This is a genomic window from Ideonella azotifigens (assembly GCF_021043325.1).
Classification (GTDB): domain Bacteria; phylum Pseudomonadota; class Gammaproteobacteria; order Burkholderiales; family Burkholderiaceae_C; genus Ideonella; species Ideonella azotifigens.
The window spans coordinates 954,431-971,004 of record NZ_JAJNKD010000001.1; the positions used below are offsets into that span (position 1 = coordinate 954,431).

11 protein-coding genes are annotated in these 16,574 nt (G+C 68.9%); 7 read left to right on the forward strand and 4 right to left on the reverse strand.

Annotation, left to right across the window (positions count from 1 at the left end):
* Genes mpl through thiD form a run of 4 tightly spaced genes read right to left on the reverse strand, consistent with a single transcriptional unit; the run spans position 1 to position 4,544 of the window.
* Positions 1-1,368: a UDP-N-acetylmuramate:L-alanyl-gamma-D-glutamyl-meso-diaminopimelate ligase gene (mpl, locus tag LRH25_RS04370; RefSeq protein WP_141287812.1), complete on the reverse strand. Its 1,368-nt coding sequence runs from the start codon at positions 1,366-1,368 to the stop codon at positions 1-3.
* 50 nt (positions 1,369-1,418) lie between these two features.
* A complete protein-coding gene (locus LRH25_RS04375) occupies positions 1,419-2,282 on the reverse strand; it encodes a D-hexose-6-phosphate mutarotase (RefSeq protein ID WP_141287811.1) in 864 nt (287 codons plus the stop codon).
* A complete protein-coding gene (gene hemL / locus LRH25_RS04380) occupies positions 2,279-3,595 on the reverse strand; it encodes a glutamate-1-semialdehyde 2,1-aminomutase (protein WP_231010230.1) in 1,317 nt (438 codons plus the stop codon). The genes LRH25_RS04375 and hemL overlap by 4 nt, the downstream gene beginning before the upstream one ends.
* On the reverse strand, positions 3,585-4,544 hold the full coding sequence (gene thiD / locus LRH25_RS04385; RefSeq protein WP_141287809.1) for a bifunctional hydroxymethylpyrimidine kinase/phosphomethylpyrimidine kinase: 960 nt from the start codon (positions 4,542-4,544) through the stop codon (positions 3,585-3,587). The genes hemL and thiD overlap by 11 nt, the downstream gene beginning before the upstream one ends.
* A 197-nt stretch (positions 4,545-4,741) precedes the next feature.
* Between thiD and LRH25_RS04390 the strand changes: the two genes are divergently transcribed.
* The 7 genes from LRH25_RS04390 (at position 4,742) to LRH25_RS04420 (ending at position 16,553) form a co-directional block, all read left to right on the forward strand.
* Entirely contained in the window at positions 4,742-4,894 is a 153-nt protein-coding gene (locus LRH25_RS04390) for a rubredoxin (protein ID WP_141287815.1), read from the forward strand.
* A 22-nt stretch (positions 4,895-4,916) separates the two neighbouring features.
* The gene (locus LRH25_RS04395; RefSeq protein ID WP_310733327.1) at positions 4,917-5,387 is read left to right on the forward strand and encodes a response regulator; all 471 of its coding nucleotides are present in this window, start codon (positions 4,917-4,919) and stop codon (positions 5,385-5,387) included.
* Between the two features lie 63 nt (positions 5,388-5,450).
* The gene (locus LRH25_RS04400; RefSeq protein ID WP_141287808.1) at positions 5,451-5,816 is read left to right on the forward strand and encodes a response regulator transcription factor; all 366 of its coding nucleotides are present in this window, start codon (positions 5,451-5,453) and stop codon (positions 5,814-5,816) included.
* A gap of 25 nt (positions 5,817-5,841) precedes the next feature.
* Complete coding sequence (locus LRH25_RS04405; protein ID WP_141287807.1) at positions 5,842-6,369, forward strand: chemotaxis protein CheW; 528 nt, start codon at positions 5,842-5,844, stop codon at positions 6,367-6,369.
* Between the two features lie 51 nt (positions 6,370-6,420).
* Positions 6,421-8,781: a methyl-accepting chemotaxis protein gene (locus LRH25_RS04410; RefSeq protein ID WP_231010231.1), complete on the forward strand. Its 2,361-nt coding sequence runs from the start codon at positions 6,421-6,423 to the stop codon at positions 8,779-8,781.
* 144 nt (positions 8,782-8,925) lie between these two features.
* The gene (locus LRH25_RS04415; protein ID WP_310742406.1) at positions 8,926-15,456 is read left to right on the forward strand and encodes an Hpt domain-containing protein; all 6,531 of its coding nucleotides are present in this window, start codon (positions 8,926-8,928) and stop codon (positions 15,454-15,456) included.
* A 59-nt stretch (positions 15,457-15,515) separates the two neighbouring features.
* The gene (locus tag LRH25_RS04420; RefSeq protein ID WP_141289477.1) at positions 15,516-16,553 is read left to right on the forward strand and encodes a GGDEF domain-containing protein; all 1,038 of its coding nucleotides are present in this window, start codon (positions 15,516-15,518) and stop codon (positions 16,551-16,553) included.
* Positions 16,554-16,574: the final 21 nt, after the last annotated feature.

The following is a 16,574-nucleotide window of genomic DNA, read 5'->3' on the forward strand; positions in this document are numbered from 1 at the left end:
TCAGGCCCTGACGGCCAGCGCGGCGAGCAGCTTCTCGTGCACGCCGCCAAAGCCGCCGTTGCTCATGCACAGCACATGGTCGCCCGGTTTGACCGCGGCCACCACGGCCTTGACGGTGGCTTCGATGGTCGGGCAGACGACGGCCTGCTCGCCCATTGGCGCCAGCGCCTCGGCGGCGTCCCAGCCCAGGCCGCCGCTGTGGCAGAAGGCCAGGTCGGCTTCTTCCAGTGCCCAGGGCAGCTGGGCCTTCATCGAACCGAGCTTCATGGTGTTCGAGCGCGGCTCGAAGACGGCCAGGATGCGGTCCAGGCCGACCTTGCGGCGCAGGCCGTTGATGGTGGTGCGGATGGCGGTGGGGTGGTGCGCGAAGTCGTCGTAGACCTGCACGCCGCCGGCCTCGCCGCGCAGTTCCAGCCGGCGGCGCACGTTCTGGAAGCTGCCCAGGGCTGACGCGGCGGCTTCGGGCGCCACGCCCACATGCTCGGCCGCGGCAATCGTCGCCAGCGCGTTGAGCTGGTTGTGCTCGCCCAGCAGCGGCCATTCGACGTGGGCGATCTTCATCGAGCCGCGCAACACGTCGAAGCTCTGCGGCTCGCCGCGCGCGCGCAGCGTGCCGGGCTCTTCCTTGCGCGCGCCAAAGCGCTGCACCGCGCTCCAGCAGCCGCGCTCCAGCACACGCTGCAGCGCGTCTTCGCGGGCGTTGACCACCAGCCGACCCTGGGCCGGCACGGTGCGCACCAAGTGGTGGAACTGGGTTTCGATGGCGGCCAGGTCGGCAAAGATGTCGGCGTGGTCGAACTCGAGGTTGTTCAGGATCGCGGTGCGCGGCCGGTAGTGCACGAACTTGCTGCGCTTGTCGAAAAAAGCGGTGTCGTATTCGTCCGCCTCGATGACAAATGGTGCGCCGGGCGCGGTGCTGCCCAGCCGCGCCGAGAGGCCGAAGTTCTGCGGCACGCCGCCGACCAGGAAGCCCGGCTGCAGCCCGGCCTGATCCAGCACCCAGGCCAGCATGGAGGTCGTGGTGGTCTTGCCGTGCGTGCCGGCCACGGCCAGCACATGCCGGCCCTGCAGCACGTTTTCCGCCAGCCATTGCGGGCCGCTGGTGTAGGGCGCACCGGCGTCGAGGATGGCTTCCATCAGCGGGTTGCCACGGGTCACGACGTTGCCGATGACAAACATGTCCGGCTTGAGTGCCAGCTGCTCGGCGCCATAGCCTTCGATCAGCTCGATGCCCAGCGCGCGCAGCTGGTCGCTCATTGGCGGGTAGACATTGGCGTCGCAGCCAGTCACGCGGTGGCCGGCCTCGCGCGCCAGTGCCGCCAGGCCGCCCATGAAGGTGCCGCAGATGCCGAGGATGTGAAGGTGCATGTTGGAGAGGGGCAGGGCCGAGGCGTCATCGCCTCGGCCAGGCGGAAATCTTAGGCGCGCAAATGCTGCATGCCGGCCCATTCTTCACCGGGCGCCAGTTGCACCGGCTCGGCAATGCGGGCGGCCTCGATGCAGAGGAAATGCTGCCAGTCGTCGTCGGGCAGGTCCGCGATCTTCGCAGCACCGCTCTCGCCGGGGTTCCAGATGACCACGTCGTCGAAACCCTGCATCGCAATCGAAGCCTTGCGGCCGATCTCGCGCAGCGTCAGCGCCCGGTTCACCTGGCGGTAGACGCGGTCGATGGGGCCGGCGAGCGTCAGCACGTCGCCCCATTGCTGGCCGGTCTTGTGCGTCGCGTCAGGGGCGTTGTCCTCGAAGTCGCAGCCTTGCAGGCCTTCGACCTGCAGCTTGGTGGGGTCGATGCAGCGCAGGTAGGTGTGCAGCGCGGCCTGGAAGGAGAAGGGCTTGTCGCCGGTGTTGGTCACCGCCAGCTCCAGGTCCAGCTCCTTGCCGGCCAGGCTCACCGTGAGTTCCAGCTCGAAGCGGTACGGCCAGTGCACGCGGGTTGCGATGTCGTCAGTGAAGCGCAGCACGCCGATGGCGTGGCCCGCGCGCAGCACCGATTCCGTGGCCTGCCAGGAGCGTGTGCGCACCAGGCCGTGGCGCGGCAGCGGGCCGCGTTCGTTGAATTGCGGGAAGATGACCGGCACGCCACCGCGGATCGCGGCCCCGGCGCCGTAGTTGGCGCTGGGCGACAGGTAGAGCTGCTCCTCGCCGCCGGCCGGGATCCACGAAACCACGTGGCCGCCGTGCAGCAGCACCGTGGCGCTGGCGCCGTCCGGCGCACGCAAACGCAGCGCGGGCTGGCCGAGGAAGCTGCCGAGCACGACCGCAGGATTCAGGTCTTCACTCATGCTGGGGCAAACGCGCTGCGGGCCGCGGCCACGGTGTCGGCCAGGTCGGCCTCGCTGTGGGCGGCGCTGACAAAGCCGGCTTCGTACAGCGCGGGCGCGAAGTACACGCCGCGGTCCAGCATCTGGTGGAAGAAGCGGTTGAAGCGGGGCTGGTCGGTGGCCAGCACTTCGGGATAGTTCTGCGGCAGCTGGCTGCCGAAGAAGAAGCCGAACATGCCACCTTCGCTGTCCACCGCAAACGGCACGCCGGCCGCTTCGGCCGCGCCGGCCAGGCCTCGTACCAGGCGCTGGGTCTTGTCGGCCAAGGCTTCGTAGAAGCCGGGCTTGGCAATTTCCTTCAGCGTGGCCAGGCCGCAGGCAGTGGCCACCGGGTTGCCGCTCAAGGTGCCGGCCTGGTAGACCGGGCCCAGTGGCGCGAGCTGCTGCATCACCTTGCGGCCGGCGCCAAACGCGGCCAGCGGCATGCCTCCGCCAATGACCTTGCCAAACACCGAGATGTCCGGCCGGAAGCCGGGGATGGCCTTGGCGTACAGGCTTTGCGCCGAGCCGAGGGCCACGCGGAAGCCGGTCATCACCTCGTCGAACACGAACAGCGCGCCGTACTGGTCGCACAGTTCGCGGATGCGCTTCACAAACGGCACGCTGGCGCGCACGAAGTTCATGTTGCCGGCAATCGGCTCGATCATCACGCAGGCGATCTCGTTGCCCTGCGTGCGGAAGGCTTCCTCGATCTGCGCGACGTCGTTGTAGGCCAGCACGAGGGTGTGCTGCACCACTTCCTGCGGCACGCCGGCGGAGGTCGGGTGGCCGAAGGTGGCCAGGCCCGAGCCGGCCTTGACCAGCAGCGCATCGGCATGGCCGTGGTAGCAGCCTTCGAACTTGACGATCTTGCTGCGGCCGGTGGCGCCGCGCGCCAGGCGGATCGCGCTCATGCCGGCTTCGGTGCCGGAGCTGACCAGGCGCACCTGCTCGATGCTGGGCACGTGGCGGATGATTTCCTCGGCCAGTTCGACTTCGCGCTCGGTCGGCGCGCCGAAGCTGAAGCCGTCATGCGCGGCCTTCAGCACGGCGTCCAGCACGGCCGGGTGGCCATGACCCAGGATCATCGGGCCCCAGGAGCCGATGTAGTCGATGTAGCGCGTGCCCTCGGCGTCCCACATGTAGGCGCCTTCGGCTCGGGCGATGAAGCGCGGCGTGCCGCCGACGGCGCGGAAGGCGCGCACCGGCGAATTGACGCCGCCGGGAATGGATTGCTGGGCGCGCTCGAACAGGCCGGCGTTGCGGCGGTTTTGGCTGGGATTCTCAGTGGACACGGCGCGAGCCTCCCGGCGGCAGTGTGGCATCGTCCGGCGTCACCGCGCCAGGCTCGCCTGGCAGGACGGGCGGCTCTTCCTCGTCGGGCGGCAAGGCCCAGAAAAAGCGGTCCGGCACCACATGGCCCATGCCGGGGCGGAAACCCGCGTCCAGGCTCTGGTCCAGGAACTGCAGTGCTTCGCCGACGGCGGCCTGCAGTTCGCTGTTGACCGCCAGCAGCGAGGCCAGCGCGGCGGACAAGGTGTCGCCAGCACCGACAAACGAGACTTCGAACAGCTCGAACTTCTCGCCGGTCAGGGCGCCCTGGGCCGAAGCCAGAACGTTGTCGATGAACTGACCTGCCTTGGCCGGCAGCATCACGCCGGTCACCAGCACGAAGCGCGTGCCGTGTTCGGCCGCGGCCACGGCCAGCTCGCGCGGCGAGGCCGGCCGCTCGTTGTCCCATTCGGGCAGCAGGAAGTCGGTCAGCGTCTTGTGGTTGCCCACCAGCACCTCGGTGGCCGGCAGGATCAGCTCGCGGAAGGCGTCCAGGTAGCTCTGCTGCTCGTCCTCGTCGACCCAGGACAGGTTGGGCAGGTAGGAAACCAGCGGCACCTCGGCATAGTCGGACAGGATCTCGGCCACGGCGCTGACGTTTTCGGCCGAGCCGAGGAAGCCGACCTTGAAGCCGGTGACGGTCACGTCTTCCAGGATGCTGCGGGCCTGCTCGACGATGGCGTCGCCCTCGATCACGTGCTGGTCGAAGATCTCGGCGGTGTCGCGCATGATGATGGTGGTCACCACCGGCAGTGCGTGGGCGCCCATCGCGGCGATGGTGGCGATGTCGCCGCCCAGGCCGCTGGCGCCGCTGGGGTCGCTGGCGTTGAAGCTCATCACGCAGGCCGGCGACGGCGCTTCCTGCAAGGCGTCGTCGGCGGTGCCGGCGTCGGAGGGAATGTCTGTGGTCATGGTGATGGCCTGGCGCAAGGCGTTCGGCGGAAGGCGCGAACCGGCGGGCCGGCACGATGTGTGGATTGTTGGAGCTTTGTTTGAGCTGTGTTGTGTATGTGCCGACAAACCCTTGGGATTTCGCCTCGGGCCGTCGCTATACTCCGGGCCGATTGTAGTGATCTGGCATCGAACCCGTGAGCGAAAACCGAACCTGGATGTGCCTCATCTGCGGATGGCTTTATGACGAGGCGGCCGGGGATCCTGAGCACGGCCTCGCCCCTGGCACCGCATGGGCCGATGTGCCCATGAACTGGACCTGCCCGGAGTGCGGCGCACGCAAGGAAGATTTCGAAATGGTTCAGATCTGAAGACCGCGCACATGCACGCTGCATGGCACGACGCGGGCTCGCCAGGCGCACAAAGACGCTATTCGTTGAGGGGCGCAAGGTGACCACATTAGGTCTGACGGAAACGCCGTCGGCAGTGACCAAGGTATTGGTCATCGATGACAGCAACACGATTCGCCGCAGCGCGGAGATTTTCCTGCGCCAGGGCGGCTATGAAGTCTTGCTGGCAGAGGACGGCTTCGATGCGCTCGCGAAGGTCAATGACCACGAGCCGCACATCATCTTCTGCGACATCCTGATGCCGCGGCTCGATGGCTACCAGACCTGCGCCATCATCAAGCGCAACCCCCGTTTTGCCGATGTGCCGGTGATCATGCTGTCCTCGAAGGATGGCGTGTTCGACAAGGCGCGCGGCCGGATGGTGGGTTCCGACGATTACCTCACCAAGCCTTTCACCAAGGATCAACTGCTGCAGGCAGTGGCGCAGTTCCGCGCCCTCGCCACGCAGCGTTGAAACCGTGGCGGGCCCGCCTCTTGCTGGCGGGTATCCGCGGCCGCCTGCTTTTTGGGTAGTCCCATGACCATTCAGAACATTCTCCTCGTTGACGACTCGAAGACCGAGTTGCACTTCCTGACCGAGCTTTTGACCAAGCGCGGCTTCTCGGTGCGCACTGCCGAGAGTGGTGAAGAGGCCATGCGTCGGCTGGCCGAGGCCAAGCCGGACCTGATCTTGATGGACGTCGTGATGCCCGGCACCAACGGCTTTCAGCTGACGCGGGCCATCACCCGCGACCCGCGCTTCTCCGACGTGCCGGTGATCATGTGCACCAGCAAGGGGCAGGAGACCGATCGGGTCTGGGGCCTGCGCCAAGGCGCACGCGATTACGTCGTCAAGCCGGTGAATGCCGATGACTTGATGGCCAAGATCCAGGCCCTGGGCTGAGCCCCCCGGCCCGCTCGCGACAACGATGTCCAACAAGGAAGCCCTCAGGGAATTGCAACTCCGGCTTGCCAGCCGCTTGCAGGCGGCGCGTGAGCAGCCGCGTGAAGCCGGGTGGCTGGCGGTGGAATGCGGCTCCGCTGGCCTGCTGCTGCCGCTGGGCCAGGCGGGCGAGATCCAGTCTGCCAGCGTCGTGACGCCGGTGCCGCACGCGGTGCCCTGGCTGGCCGGCGTTGCGAATGTGCGCGGCCAGCTGCATGCCGTGCTGGACCTGGCCGTCTTCCTGGGCCTGCGCGAGCCGCAGCCGGGTGTCGCGCCGCGTACCGGCGGCCAGCTGGTGGTGCTGAATCAGTCGATGCGCGTGAACTGCGCGCTGTTGATCGACCGTCTGGCGGGCTTGCGTGACAGCGAACAGCTGCAGCGCCTGCCGGAGGGCGACACGCCGAGGCCGGCCTTTGCGCCGCGCCAGTGGCGGGGCGCCCAAGACCGCGTGTGGGATGAGCTGGACCTGTCTGCGCTGGTCCACGATCCGTTGTTTCTGGATGTGGCCGCCTGACGATGGCGGTCCCCTGCTGCCGCTTGCTGCGGCAACCCCTGTGAGGAAGACATGAGCCTGCTCGATCAGTTCAAGGACAAGTTTGGTGCCCGCCCGACCGAGGAGGAGACGTCCCGAGCCGAGTCCGTGCCTCAGCCGGCCGCAACGCCTGCCGTGGCTGCCCATGCCGACCAGGAAGTCGACCTGCTGCTGAGCCAGATCGACCAGCGCCTGGGCCAGCAGGCCCAGGCGGCGATCGAGCCCGATGTTGCACTGGCCGCGGCCGCTGCTCCGGCTGCGCCCGTTGCCGAGGTGAGCGAAGAAGAGGCTGCCGCTTCGCGCCTGGCGCCCGAGCTGTCAACCTTCGGCGAGGCCAGCACCGGCTTGCCGTTGATCGGCCGGCGTCCGGCGCTGGAGCAGCAGCGGCTGCTGCTGGGCTTGATCGGCGGTGGTGCGGCGGTGTTCGTGATCACCGGCGCGCTGGCGCTGGGCGCCGCGAACCGCCAGGCCAGCCAGCTGTCCGCCACCGGCCAGGCGCTGATGCAGTCGCAGCGGCTCGCGAAATCGGTCTCGCAGGCGCTGATCGGCAGCCCGGCGGCCTTCCCCGAAGTGCGCGAGAGCGGCGAGGTGCTGGCGCGCAACGTGCGCGGCCTGAGCGCCGGCAGCGAAACGCTGGCCGCCGCGCCCGCGGCCACGCAGGAAGTGGTCTCGCCGCTGCTGCCGCTGGTGGACCGCGCCGAGAAGAACGCCGGCATCGTGCTGGCCCAGCAGACGGTGCTGACGCAGGTCGGCCAGGCGCTGCGCCTGATCAACCGCCAGTCGTCCGACCTGCTGGAAACCGCTGAAACGGTGTCCTCGCTGAAGCTGCAGACCAACGCTTCGGCGGCCGAGCTGTCCGCCGTCGGCCAGTTGGTGATGTTGACCCAGCGGATTGGCAAGAGCGCCAACGAATTCCTGACGCTGGAGGGCGTGAGCCCCGAGGCCGTGTTCCTGCTCGGCAAGGACTTGAACTCGTTCCGCGAAATCGCCGACGGCCTGTTGCACGGCAACCCCGAGCTGCGCCTGCCTGGCACCAAGGACCCGCAGACCAAGGAACGGCTGGAACAGCTGGTCGCCCAGTACGAGCAGACGCGGGCGCAGGCCAGCGCCATTCTGGGCAACCTGCAAGGCCTGGTTTCGGCACGTGAAGCCCAGACCGTGATCGTGGCCGACTCCGAGCCGCTGCGAAAAGGCCTGGAGCAGGTCCAGTCCAGCCTGGAAGGCCAGGGCGGCCTGAGCGCTGGCTACCTGCTGGCCCTGCTGCTGTCGGCTGCGGCCATCATTGCCGGCGGTGTCGGCTTCCTGCGCTTGTATGTGCGCAATCAGGCCTTGCGTGCCCAGCAGGCCGAAGGCCAGCGTCTTGCGGCCGAGGAGCAGGAGCGTGAAGCCAAGCGCGTCAACGATGCGAACCAGGCCGCGATTTTGCGTTTGATGAACGAACTGCAGACGGTGGCTGAAGGCGACCTGACGCAGCAGGCCACGGTGACGGAAGACATCACCGGCGCCATCGCCGACTCGGTGAACTACACGGTGGAAGAACTGCGCAGCCTGGTGGCCTCGGTGCAGGGCACGGCGGCCCGGGTGACGGACACCACGCAGCAGGTTGAACAGACCTCGACCGAGCTGCTGGCCGCTTCGACCGAACAGCTGCGCGAGATTCGCGAAACCGGCGAGTCGGTGCTGCAGATGGCATCGCGGATTAACCAGGTGTCCGCGCAGGCGCAGGAAACCGCGGCGGTGGCGCGCCAGTCGCTGGACGCGGCGACCACCGGCCGCAAGGCGGTGGCCGACACGATTGGCGGCATGAACACGCTGCGCGAACAGATCCAGGAGACCTCCAAGCGCATCAAGCGGCTGGGTGAGTCCTCGCAGGAGATTGGCGAAATCACCGAGCTGATTTCCGACATTACCGAGCAGACCAACGTGCTGGCCCTGAACGCCGCCATCCAGGCCGCTTCGGCCGGTGAAGCGGGCCGGGGCTTCTCGGTGGTTGCCGAAGAAGTGCAGCGGCTGGCCGAACGCTCGGCTGATGCGACGCGGCAGATCGCGGCACTGGTGAAGACCATTCAGACCGACACCCAGGACGCCGTGGCCGCCATGGAACAGTCCACGCAAGGTGTGGTGCAGAACGCCCAGCTGTCCGACGCGGCCGGTAGCGCACTGACCGACATCGACCGTGTGACGCGCGAACTGTCGTCGCTGATTGAAGGCATTTCCAGCGAAGCGCGCAGCGAAGCCGAGTCCGCCAACGTGGTGGCCGCCAATATCCAGCACATTTTCGCGGTGACCGAGCAGACCGGCGAGGGCACGCGCTCGACCGCTCAGATGGTCCATGACCTGTCGCGTTCGGCGGACGAATTGCGCCAGTCTGTGGACCGGTTCAAGATCGCCTGATGGATGCGCTGCACGGCCTGTTGGGGGTCGTGTTTTCGCGGGTCGGCGGTGCCGACGCGGTGACTCAAAGCCCGAGCCGGGCCTGACGCGAACACGCGGCGGGTCCGGCGGGCTCATTTCATGGACAGGAATTCCGGCAACACCATGGACCAAGCACAAGACCACGAACTGCCGGGTGACCTGAGCGCGCTGGCCTGGGTTCAGGATGAACTCCGCCGCACGCTGGACAACGCGCACAAGGCCTTGCGCCGCCATCTGCGCAGTCTTGAAAGCACGGCGGGCGACGAAGGCGGCGGCGCCCCGACCGCCTTGCTGCAGGCCCGCAGCCTGATCCACCAGGGCGTGGGCGCACTGGAACTGATCGGCGTGGCCGCACCGGCCCGCTTGCTGCGCGGCAGCGAGCAGGCCCTGCAACGGCTGAGCCTGGGCCAGGCGACCTTCGACCTAGCAGCGGTGCAGACGCTGGAGCGTGTCTCGTTTGCGGTGCTGGACTACCTGCGCCGCCAACTGGCCGGCAAGCCGGCCTCCGAGCTGAGCCTGTTCCCGCAGTACCGTGACGTGCTGGTGCTGGCCGGTGCCGAGCGGGTGCACCCGGCCGACCTGTGGAGCGACACGCCTGCGCTGCCGCTGCCTTCGGACAATGCGCCTTCGGCCCTGCCCGAGGCGCAGATCCGCCAGGCCATCGAGGCCAGGCTGCTGAAGTATTTCCGTGGCGACGCCGCAGCCTCGCGCCGCATTGGCGAGCGCTTTGGCCAGCTGGCGGATGCTGGCCACGGCCGGCTGGCCCAGCTGTGGGCGCTGGCCGCCGCTTTCTTCGAAGCCCAGGCCCAGGGCCTGCTGCCGGCCGACCTGTACGCCAAGCGCATGGCCTCGCGCCTGCTGGCCCAGCTGCGCGCTGCCGAGCGTGGCCAGACCGAGGTGCCGGATCGCCTGCTGCAGGATCTGCTGTTCTTCTGCGCCCGCGCCAAGCCGGCGGTCAATGCGCCGCGCCTGGCCGCGGTGGTCAATGGCCACCAACTGCAGCCGCTGCCCGAGGTGGACTACGAGCAGAGCCCGCTGGGCCGCTTCGACCCGGCGCTGGTGCCGGTGGCGCGCCGCCGCGTGGCCGCGCTGAAGGAAACCTGGTCGGCCGTGGCCGCGGGCGAGCTGGCGGCGATGCCTGGCATCCCGGAGCAGTCCACGCTGGTCGCCGACTCGATCCACCAGATCTACCCCGACGGCGCACGCCTCGCGCAGGCGCTGCAATCGGCGCTCGAAAGCACCGTGCGCCGTGGCGAGGCGCCGCGGCCCGAGCTGGCGATGGAAGTTGCCACCACGCTGCTGTGCCTGGACGCTTCGCTGGACGAAGTGGACCCCGACCAGCCCGAGCTGCAGCACCGCATCCAGCGCCTGGCCGACCGGCTGGAGGCCGCGTCCAAGGGCTTGCCGGCCGCGCCGCTGGAACCCTGGGTCGAAGACCTGTACCGCGACGTGTCGGACCGCCAGTCCATGGGCAGCGTGGTGCAGGAGCTGCGCGCCTCGCTGGCCGAGATTGAGCAGCAGCTGGACCGCTTCAACCGCGAGCCCGAACAGCGCGACGTGCTGCTGGGTGTGCCCGGCCAGCTGGGTGCGATGCGCGGCGTGCTGTCGGTGCTGGGCCTGGACCAGGCCGCGCAGGCGGTGCAGCGCATGCGCGACGACGTGCATGCCGTCATCGACCAGCATGCAGATGCCGCCAAGGCCACCGAAGAACTGGCCGACAACCTCGGCGCCTTGTCCTTCCTGATCGACATGCTGGGCGTTCAGCCGCAGCTGGCCAAGTCGCTGTTCCGCTTCGACGCCGACACCGGCCGCTTCTCGGCGCTGATGGGCCGGGCCCGCAGCGCCGCTGCCGAGCCGGCCGTCGAGCCGCGCCTGGCCGACCAGCTGCAGATCCTGGCCCGCGACGCGGCCAAGGACGAGCTGTCCAACGAGGACCTGGGCCGCCACCTCGAAGGCCTGGCCGACCAGGCCGTGGCTGCCGACCAGCCTTCGCTGGCCGTGGCCGCCACGCAGGCGCGCCAGGCCTTGGCCAAGGCCCAGGACGCGGTGGAGGAAGAGGCCGCACGGGCCGACGTGGTGCAAGCCTTGTCGGACCTGGCAGCTGCCAGCCAGCCGCCGGCCGAAGCGTCGGCCTCCAAGCAGATGCCGCTGGACGATGACGACGACATGCAGGCCGTCTTCATCGAAGAGGCACAGGAAGTCATCGAGCAGGCCGGCGAAGCGCTGGCCCGGCTGGCGCGCGAGCCGCAGGACCTCGAAGCGATGACGGCCGTGCGCCGCGCCTTCCACACCCTCAAGGGCAGCTCGCGCATGGTCGGGCTGAAGGCGTATGGCGATGCCGCCTGGGCCTGCGAACAGCTGTTCAATGCCCGCCTGGCCGACGCCGTCGTGCAGGCCGACCCGCCGCTGCAGAACTTCACCGCCCAGGCGCTGGCCGAGCTGCGCCAGTGGGTCGAGGCGATTGCCGCCGGCCAGGCGCCGGCCGACGTGGGCCCGGCCCTGATCGCTGCCGCACTGGCACTGCGCCAGCCGGCCGCAGTGGCGCTGCAATCCAGCGAGCCGCCAGCACCGGAATGGACAGCCCCTGCTTTCGACGAAGCGTTTGCCGAGCCCATGCCGGTGGCCGAGCTGCCGCCGGAACCGCTGTCCGACGAAGCCTTGCCGCCGCTGGCAGCAGGCGAAGTGTCCGGCTTCGAGCCGATCGACAGCCTGCCTGGCGAACTGCTGCCCGCTGGCGACGCCATGCCGGTGCCTGACCACGTGTGGGACGGCGACGTGCTGCCCGAAGCCCAGCCGCCCGCGCTGTCCGGAGCGCTGGCCGCTTCCGGCGACTGGCTGCCGGAAGCCGGGGCGGAGCCGGAACTGGATGCCGGCGACGACGCGCCGCTGCCGATGGGCGAGGGGCTCGCCCGTGGCCCTGCGGACCTGACCGAGCTCAATCTGCCGGACCTGAACCTGGACGCGCTGGAAGGCGATGCCGCGCCGGCCGACTGGGCCCAGCAAACCGCGCCGCTCGAACCACTGGCCAGCCTGCCTGAGACCTTCGAGCCGCAGGCCCCGGCCGATGTGCCGGAAGTCCTGGAACTGCCAGACCAGCCGGACTGGACGCCGGCCGAGCTGACCCAGCCTTTCGAGCCGATCGAGCTGCCGGTGTTGGACCAGGCACTGGACGCACCGCAGCTGGACGCCGGCCTGGACGCCGAGCACCTGGACCTGCCGTTGCCCGAGTTCGGCGAGCCGCAACAAGCGCCGCTGGTCGACACCGAAGCTGTGCAGGCGATCTCGCTGCTCGAAGGCGATGTGATCGAGCCGACGCAGCCATTGGTGACCGCCGAGGACGAGTACGCACCCAACGACTGGCCCGAAACCACGCACCAGGCGGGCGGCGACCTGCGCCTGCCCGAGGTCGACCTTGAGCTGGACCTGGAAGATGCGATGGTCACGGCGCAGCCGCTGGAAACGCAGCCTGAACCGGTGCCGCAAGCGCCCGCGCTGGACGCACCGGTCGACGATGCCGAGCGCTACAAGGTGGTTGGCCCGCTGCGCATCCAGATCACGCTGTTCAACATCTTCCTCAACGAGGCCGACGAACAGTCGCGCCGCCTGACGGTGGCGCTGTCCGAGTGGCAGCACGAACTGCACCGGCCGGTGGGCGACACCGCGGTGGCGCTGGCCCACTCGCTGGCCGGCAATTCGGCCACCGTGGGTTACCAGGACCTGTCTTCGCTGGCGCACCGGCTGGAACATGCGCTGGAGCGTTCCTGCGCCCGTGGCCTGGGCCAGGAGGCCGAGGCCGCCTTGTACCTGGACGTGGCCGACGAGATTCGCCGGCTGCTGCACCAGTTCGCTGCCGGCTTCCTGAAGCCGGTGCCGATCGAGCTGATCGAGCGCCTGGACCGCCACGAAGAAGCCGACGCCCTGCAGCACAACAGCCGCGCTGCCGAACTGGAAGGCCTGTCTGAGGCTGAGCACGACCTGGACCTGGACCAGGATCAGGACGAGCCGGACGACGGCTTTGGCGGTTCGGTCACGCAGATGGCGTCGCTGAACCCGCTGGGCGAGGTGCGTTTCAGCGCGCTGGAGCCGCTGGCCGCCGAACCTGCGCTGGAAACCCATGCCACGCCGTCGCGTGGCGACAGCGAGCGCCTGGGCGCCACGGCTTCTCTGGCCGAGGACCTGGAAGCGCGCGACGCGATCGACGACGAGCTTTTCGAGATCTTTGTCGAAGAAGGCGAAGAGCTGCTGCCGGTGCTGGCCGAACAGATCCGCCAGTGGGAACGTCTGCCGGACGACCTGGACGCGGGTGTTGGCGCCTTGCGCGCGCTGCACACCTTCAAGGGCGGCGCCCGGCTGGCTGGCGCGATGCGCCTGGGCGAGCTGGCGCACCGGCTGGAAACCGCCATTGAGCGCTTGACCGTGCGTGGTGGCGCGGATGCCGCCGTGCTGGCCCAGTTGCACCAGGGCGTGGACGCGCTGAACGAGGAGTTCCAGCGCCTGCGCCTGGGCGGTGGCTCGGCGGTGCCGGGCGACGGCATCTCACGCCACATGGGCGACACCGAAATGCAGGCCATGGGCTTCGCCAACACGACGGACCGGCCTCACGAACTGGCGCCGCTGCGAGGCGATGCGCTGACCTTCCAGGCACCGCAACAGCACTTCGTGTCCGAACAGCCGCTGCAGCCGGCCGAGGCTATTGCCGACGTGCCGGCCGAGCTGCCGGTCGTGGTGCAGGTGGACTGGCAGCGTCTGGCGCGCCGCACCGGCCTGCGCGAAGGCGTGCAGGCGGGCCTGCCGGTCGAGCAGGCGTCAGCCGGCTCGGTGCGCGTGCGTGCGCCGCTGCTGGACCGCATGGTCAGCCATGCCGGCGAGGTCGGCATTGCGCGTGCCCGCATCGAATCCGACATGGGCCAGATGCAGCTGGGCCTGAAGGAACTGACGGACAACCTGGAGCGGCTGCGCCGCCAGCTGCGCGACCTGGAACTGCAGGCCGAAACCCAGATGGCCACGCGCATGGAAGCGGCCCGCCACTCCAAGCAGGACTTCGATCCGCTGGAAATGGACCGTTTCACCCGCGTGCAGGAACTGACGCGCATGATGGCCGAGTCGGTCAACGACGTGGGCACCGTGCAGCGCGGCCTGCAGCAGACGCTGCAGGACACCGAAGACCAGCTGGCCGTGCAGGCACGGCTGAACCGCGACCTGCAGGACGACCTGCTGCGCGCGCGCATGGTGGAGTTCGACACCCTGTCTGACCGGCTCTACCGCGTGGTGCGCCAGGCGGCCAAGGAATCCGGCAAGCAGGTGCGCCTGAACCTGCAGGGCGGCGGCATCGAGCTGGACCGCGCGGTGCTGGACCGCATGGCGCCGCCGTTCGAGCACCTGCTGCGCAATGCGGTGGTGCACGGCATTGAAAGCGGCTCGCTGCGCGAGGCCATGGGCAAGTCGGCCAGCGGCACGATTGACGTGACGCTGCGCCAGGCTGGCAACGAAGTGCAGATCGAGGTGCGTGACGACGGTGCCGGCCTGAACCTGGCCCGCATTGCCGAACGCGCCACCGCGATGGGCCTGCTCAACGAACACAGCCGGCCGACCGAAGCAGAGTTGGCTGGCCTGATCTTCACGCCAGGCTTCTCGACTGCCGACCAGGTGACCGAGCTGGCTGGCCGTGGCATTGGCATGGACGTGGTGCGTTCCGAGGTGACCGCGATGGGCGGCCGGATCGAAACCGCCAGCTCGTCCGGCCAGGGCACGGCCTTCCGGATGGTGCTGCCGCTGACCACGGCGGTGACGCAGGTGGTGGTGGTGAATTCCGGCGCGCAGACCGTGGCGCTGCCGTCGACGCTGGTCGACATGGTGCGCCGCGTGCCGGCGGCCGAGGTCGAGGCGGCCTACCAGACGGGCCTGCTGCGCCATGGCGAGGTCGACGTGCCGTTCTTCTGGCTGGGCAGCCTGCTGCAGCAGTCGCTGCGCGGGCCGGTTGAAGGCAAGAGCCTGCCGGTGGTGGTCGTGCGCTCGGCGGCCCAGCTGGTTGCGGTGCACGTCAGCCAGGTCGTGGCCAACCAGGAAGTGGTGGTCAAGAACCTCGGGCCGCAGCTCTCGCGCCTGCCGGGTCTCGCCGGCATGTCGCTGCTCCCGACCGGTGACACGGTGCTGATCTACAACCCGGTGGCGCTGACGGCGGTGTACGGTGCCGAAGTGCGCCAGCGCCTGCTGGCTGCGCCGGTGGATGCCGCGACCCAAGCGGTGCTGCCGGAAGTGGTCGAGCCGGTGCGCCTGGCGCCGCTGGTGATGGTGGTCGACGATTCGCTGACGGTGCGCCGCGTGACGCAGCGCCTGCTGCAGCGCGAAGGCTACCGCGTGGTGCTGGCCAAGGACGGGCTGGACGCACTGGAAAAGCTGGCCGATGAAGCGCCGGCGGTGATGCTGTGCGACATCGAGATGCCGCGCATGGACGGTTTCGACCTGGTGCACAACGTGCGCAGCGATCCTCGCCTGGCCAAGCTGCCGGTCGTGATGATCACCTCGCGCATTGCCGAGAAGCACCAGGAGCATGCGCGTGAGCTGGGCGTGAACCACTACCTGGGCAAGCCCTATGACGAAGACTTGCTGCTCTCGCTCGTGCGCGACTATGCTGGCGAGACGGCTGCGGCCTGAGCGCAAGGGGCGCCAGGCATAGACGGTTGGAGCAGGGGGTTCATGCAACCGCGCTGTCGATGCGACCGATTGTCGAACGGCTCGCCGAACTGACCGGCCTTCGGGACCGGGACGCGCTCGATGTCAGCTTGCTCAGCGCGCTGGCCGAGCTCTCCGGTGCGCGCCGGGTCGCGCTGCACCGCCTGGTGGGCGAAGACCCGGGGCGGCGCTGGCTGATGCGGGCCCACGTCGAGGCTGCGGCAGCTGGCGGCCACACCGAGGTGCAGATCGAGCCACTGTGGGCCGACCTGCGTGGCCAGCCGCGTTTCGACGAGCGGCCCGATTGGTGTGACTGCCTGTTGTCGCAGCAGGCACGCGCCTGGCGGCCGACCGAGGCCACCAGCCTGTTTCCGCTGTGGGTTGACGAAACGCCGGTGGCCATCATCGAGCTGGAGACGGCCCAGGCGCTGACGCCGACCATGCGCAAGCATGCGCTGGCGCTGCTGCAGGTGATGCGCAACCAGCTTGGCATGCTGGACTACAGCGAGCGCGACACGCTGACCAGCCTGCTCAATCGCAAGAGCTTCGACGAATCCTTCTACCGCGCCTCGGCGCCGCTGCCGGTCGCGGTGTTGACCGACGACGAAGCGCGCCGCCGGGAATCGCCGCTGCGCTACTGGCTGGCCGTCGTGGACATCGATCACTTCAAGCTGGTCAACGACGGCTTTGGTCACCTGATAGGCGACGAGGTGCTGCTGCTGGTGGCGCGGGTGATGCGCGGCAGCTTCCGCTTCTACGACCAGCTCTACCGTTTCGGCGGTGAGGAGTTTGTGCTGCTGCTGCGCTGCGGCACCGAGCACGATGCGATGCTGGCTTTCGAGCGCTTCCGCACCCGCGTCGAGGCCTACCTGTTCCCGCAGGTCAAGCACATCACCGTCAGCATTGGCTTCACCGACGTGCGCACAGGCGACTCGCCGACGGCGGCCGTCGAGCGCGCCGACCAGGCGGTCTACTACGCCAAGCACAACGGCCGCAACCAGGTGCGCTGCCGCGAGGCCTTGCGGCGCGACGGCCTGCTGGCCGACGAAGAGAAATCCAGCGACGTCGAGCTGTTCTGACGCGCCCACTGCGACCGACGC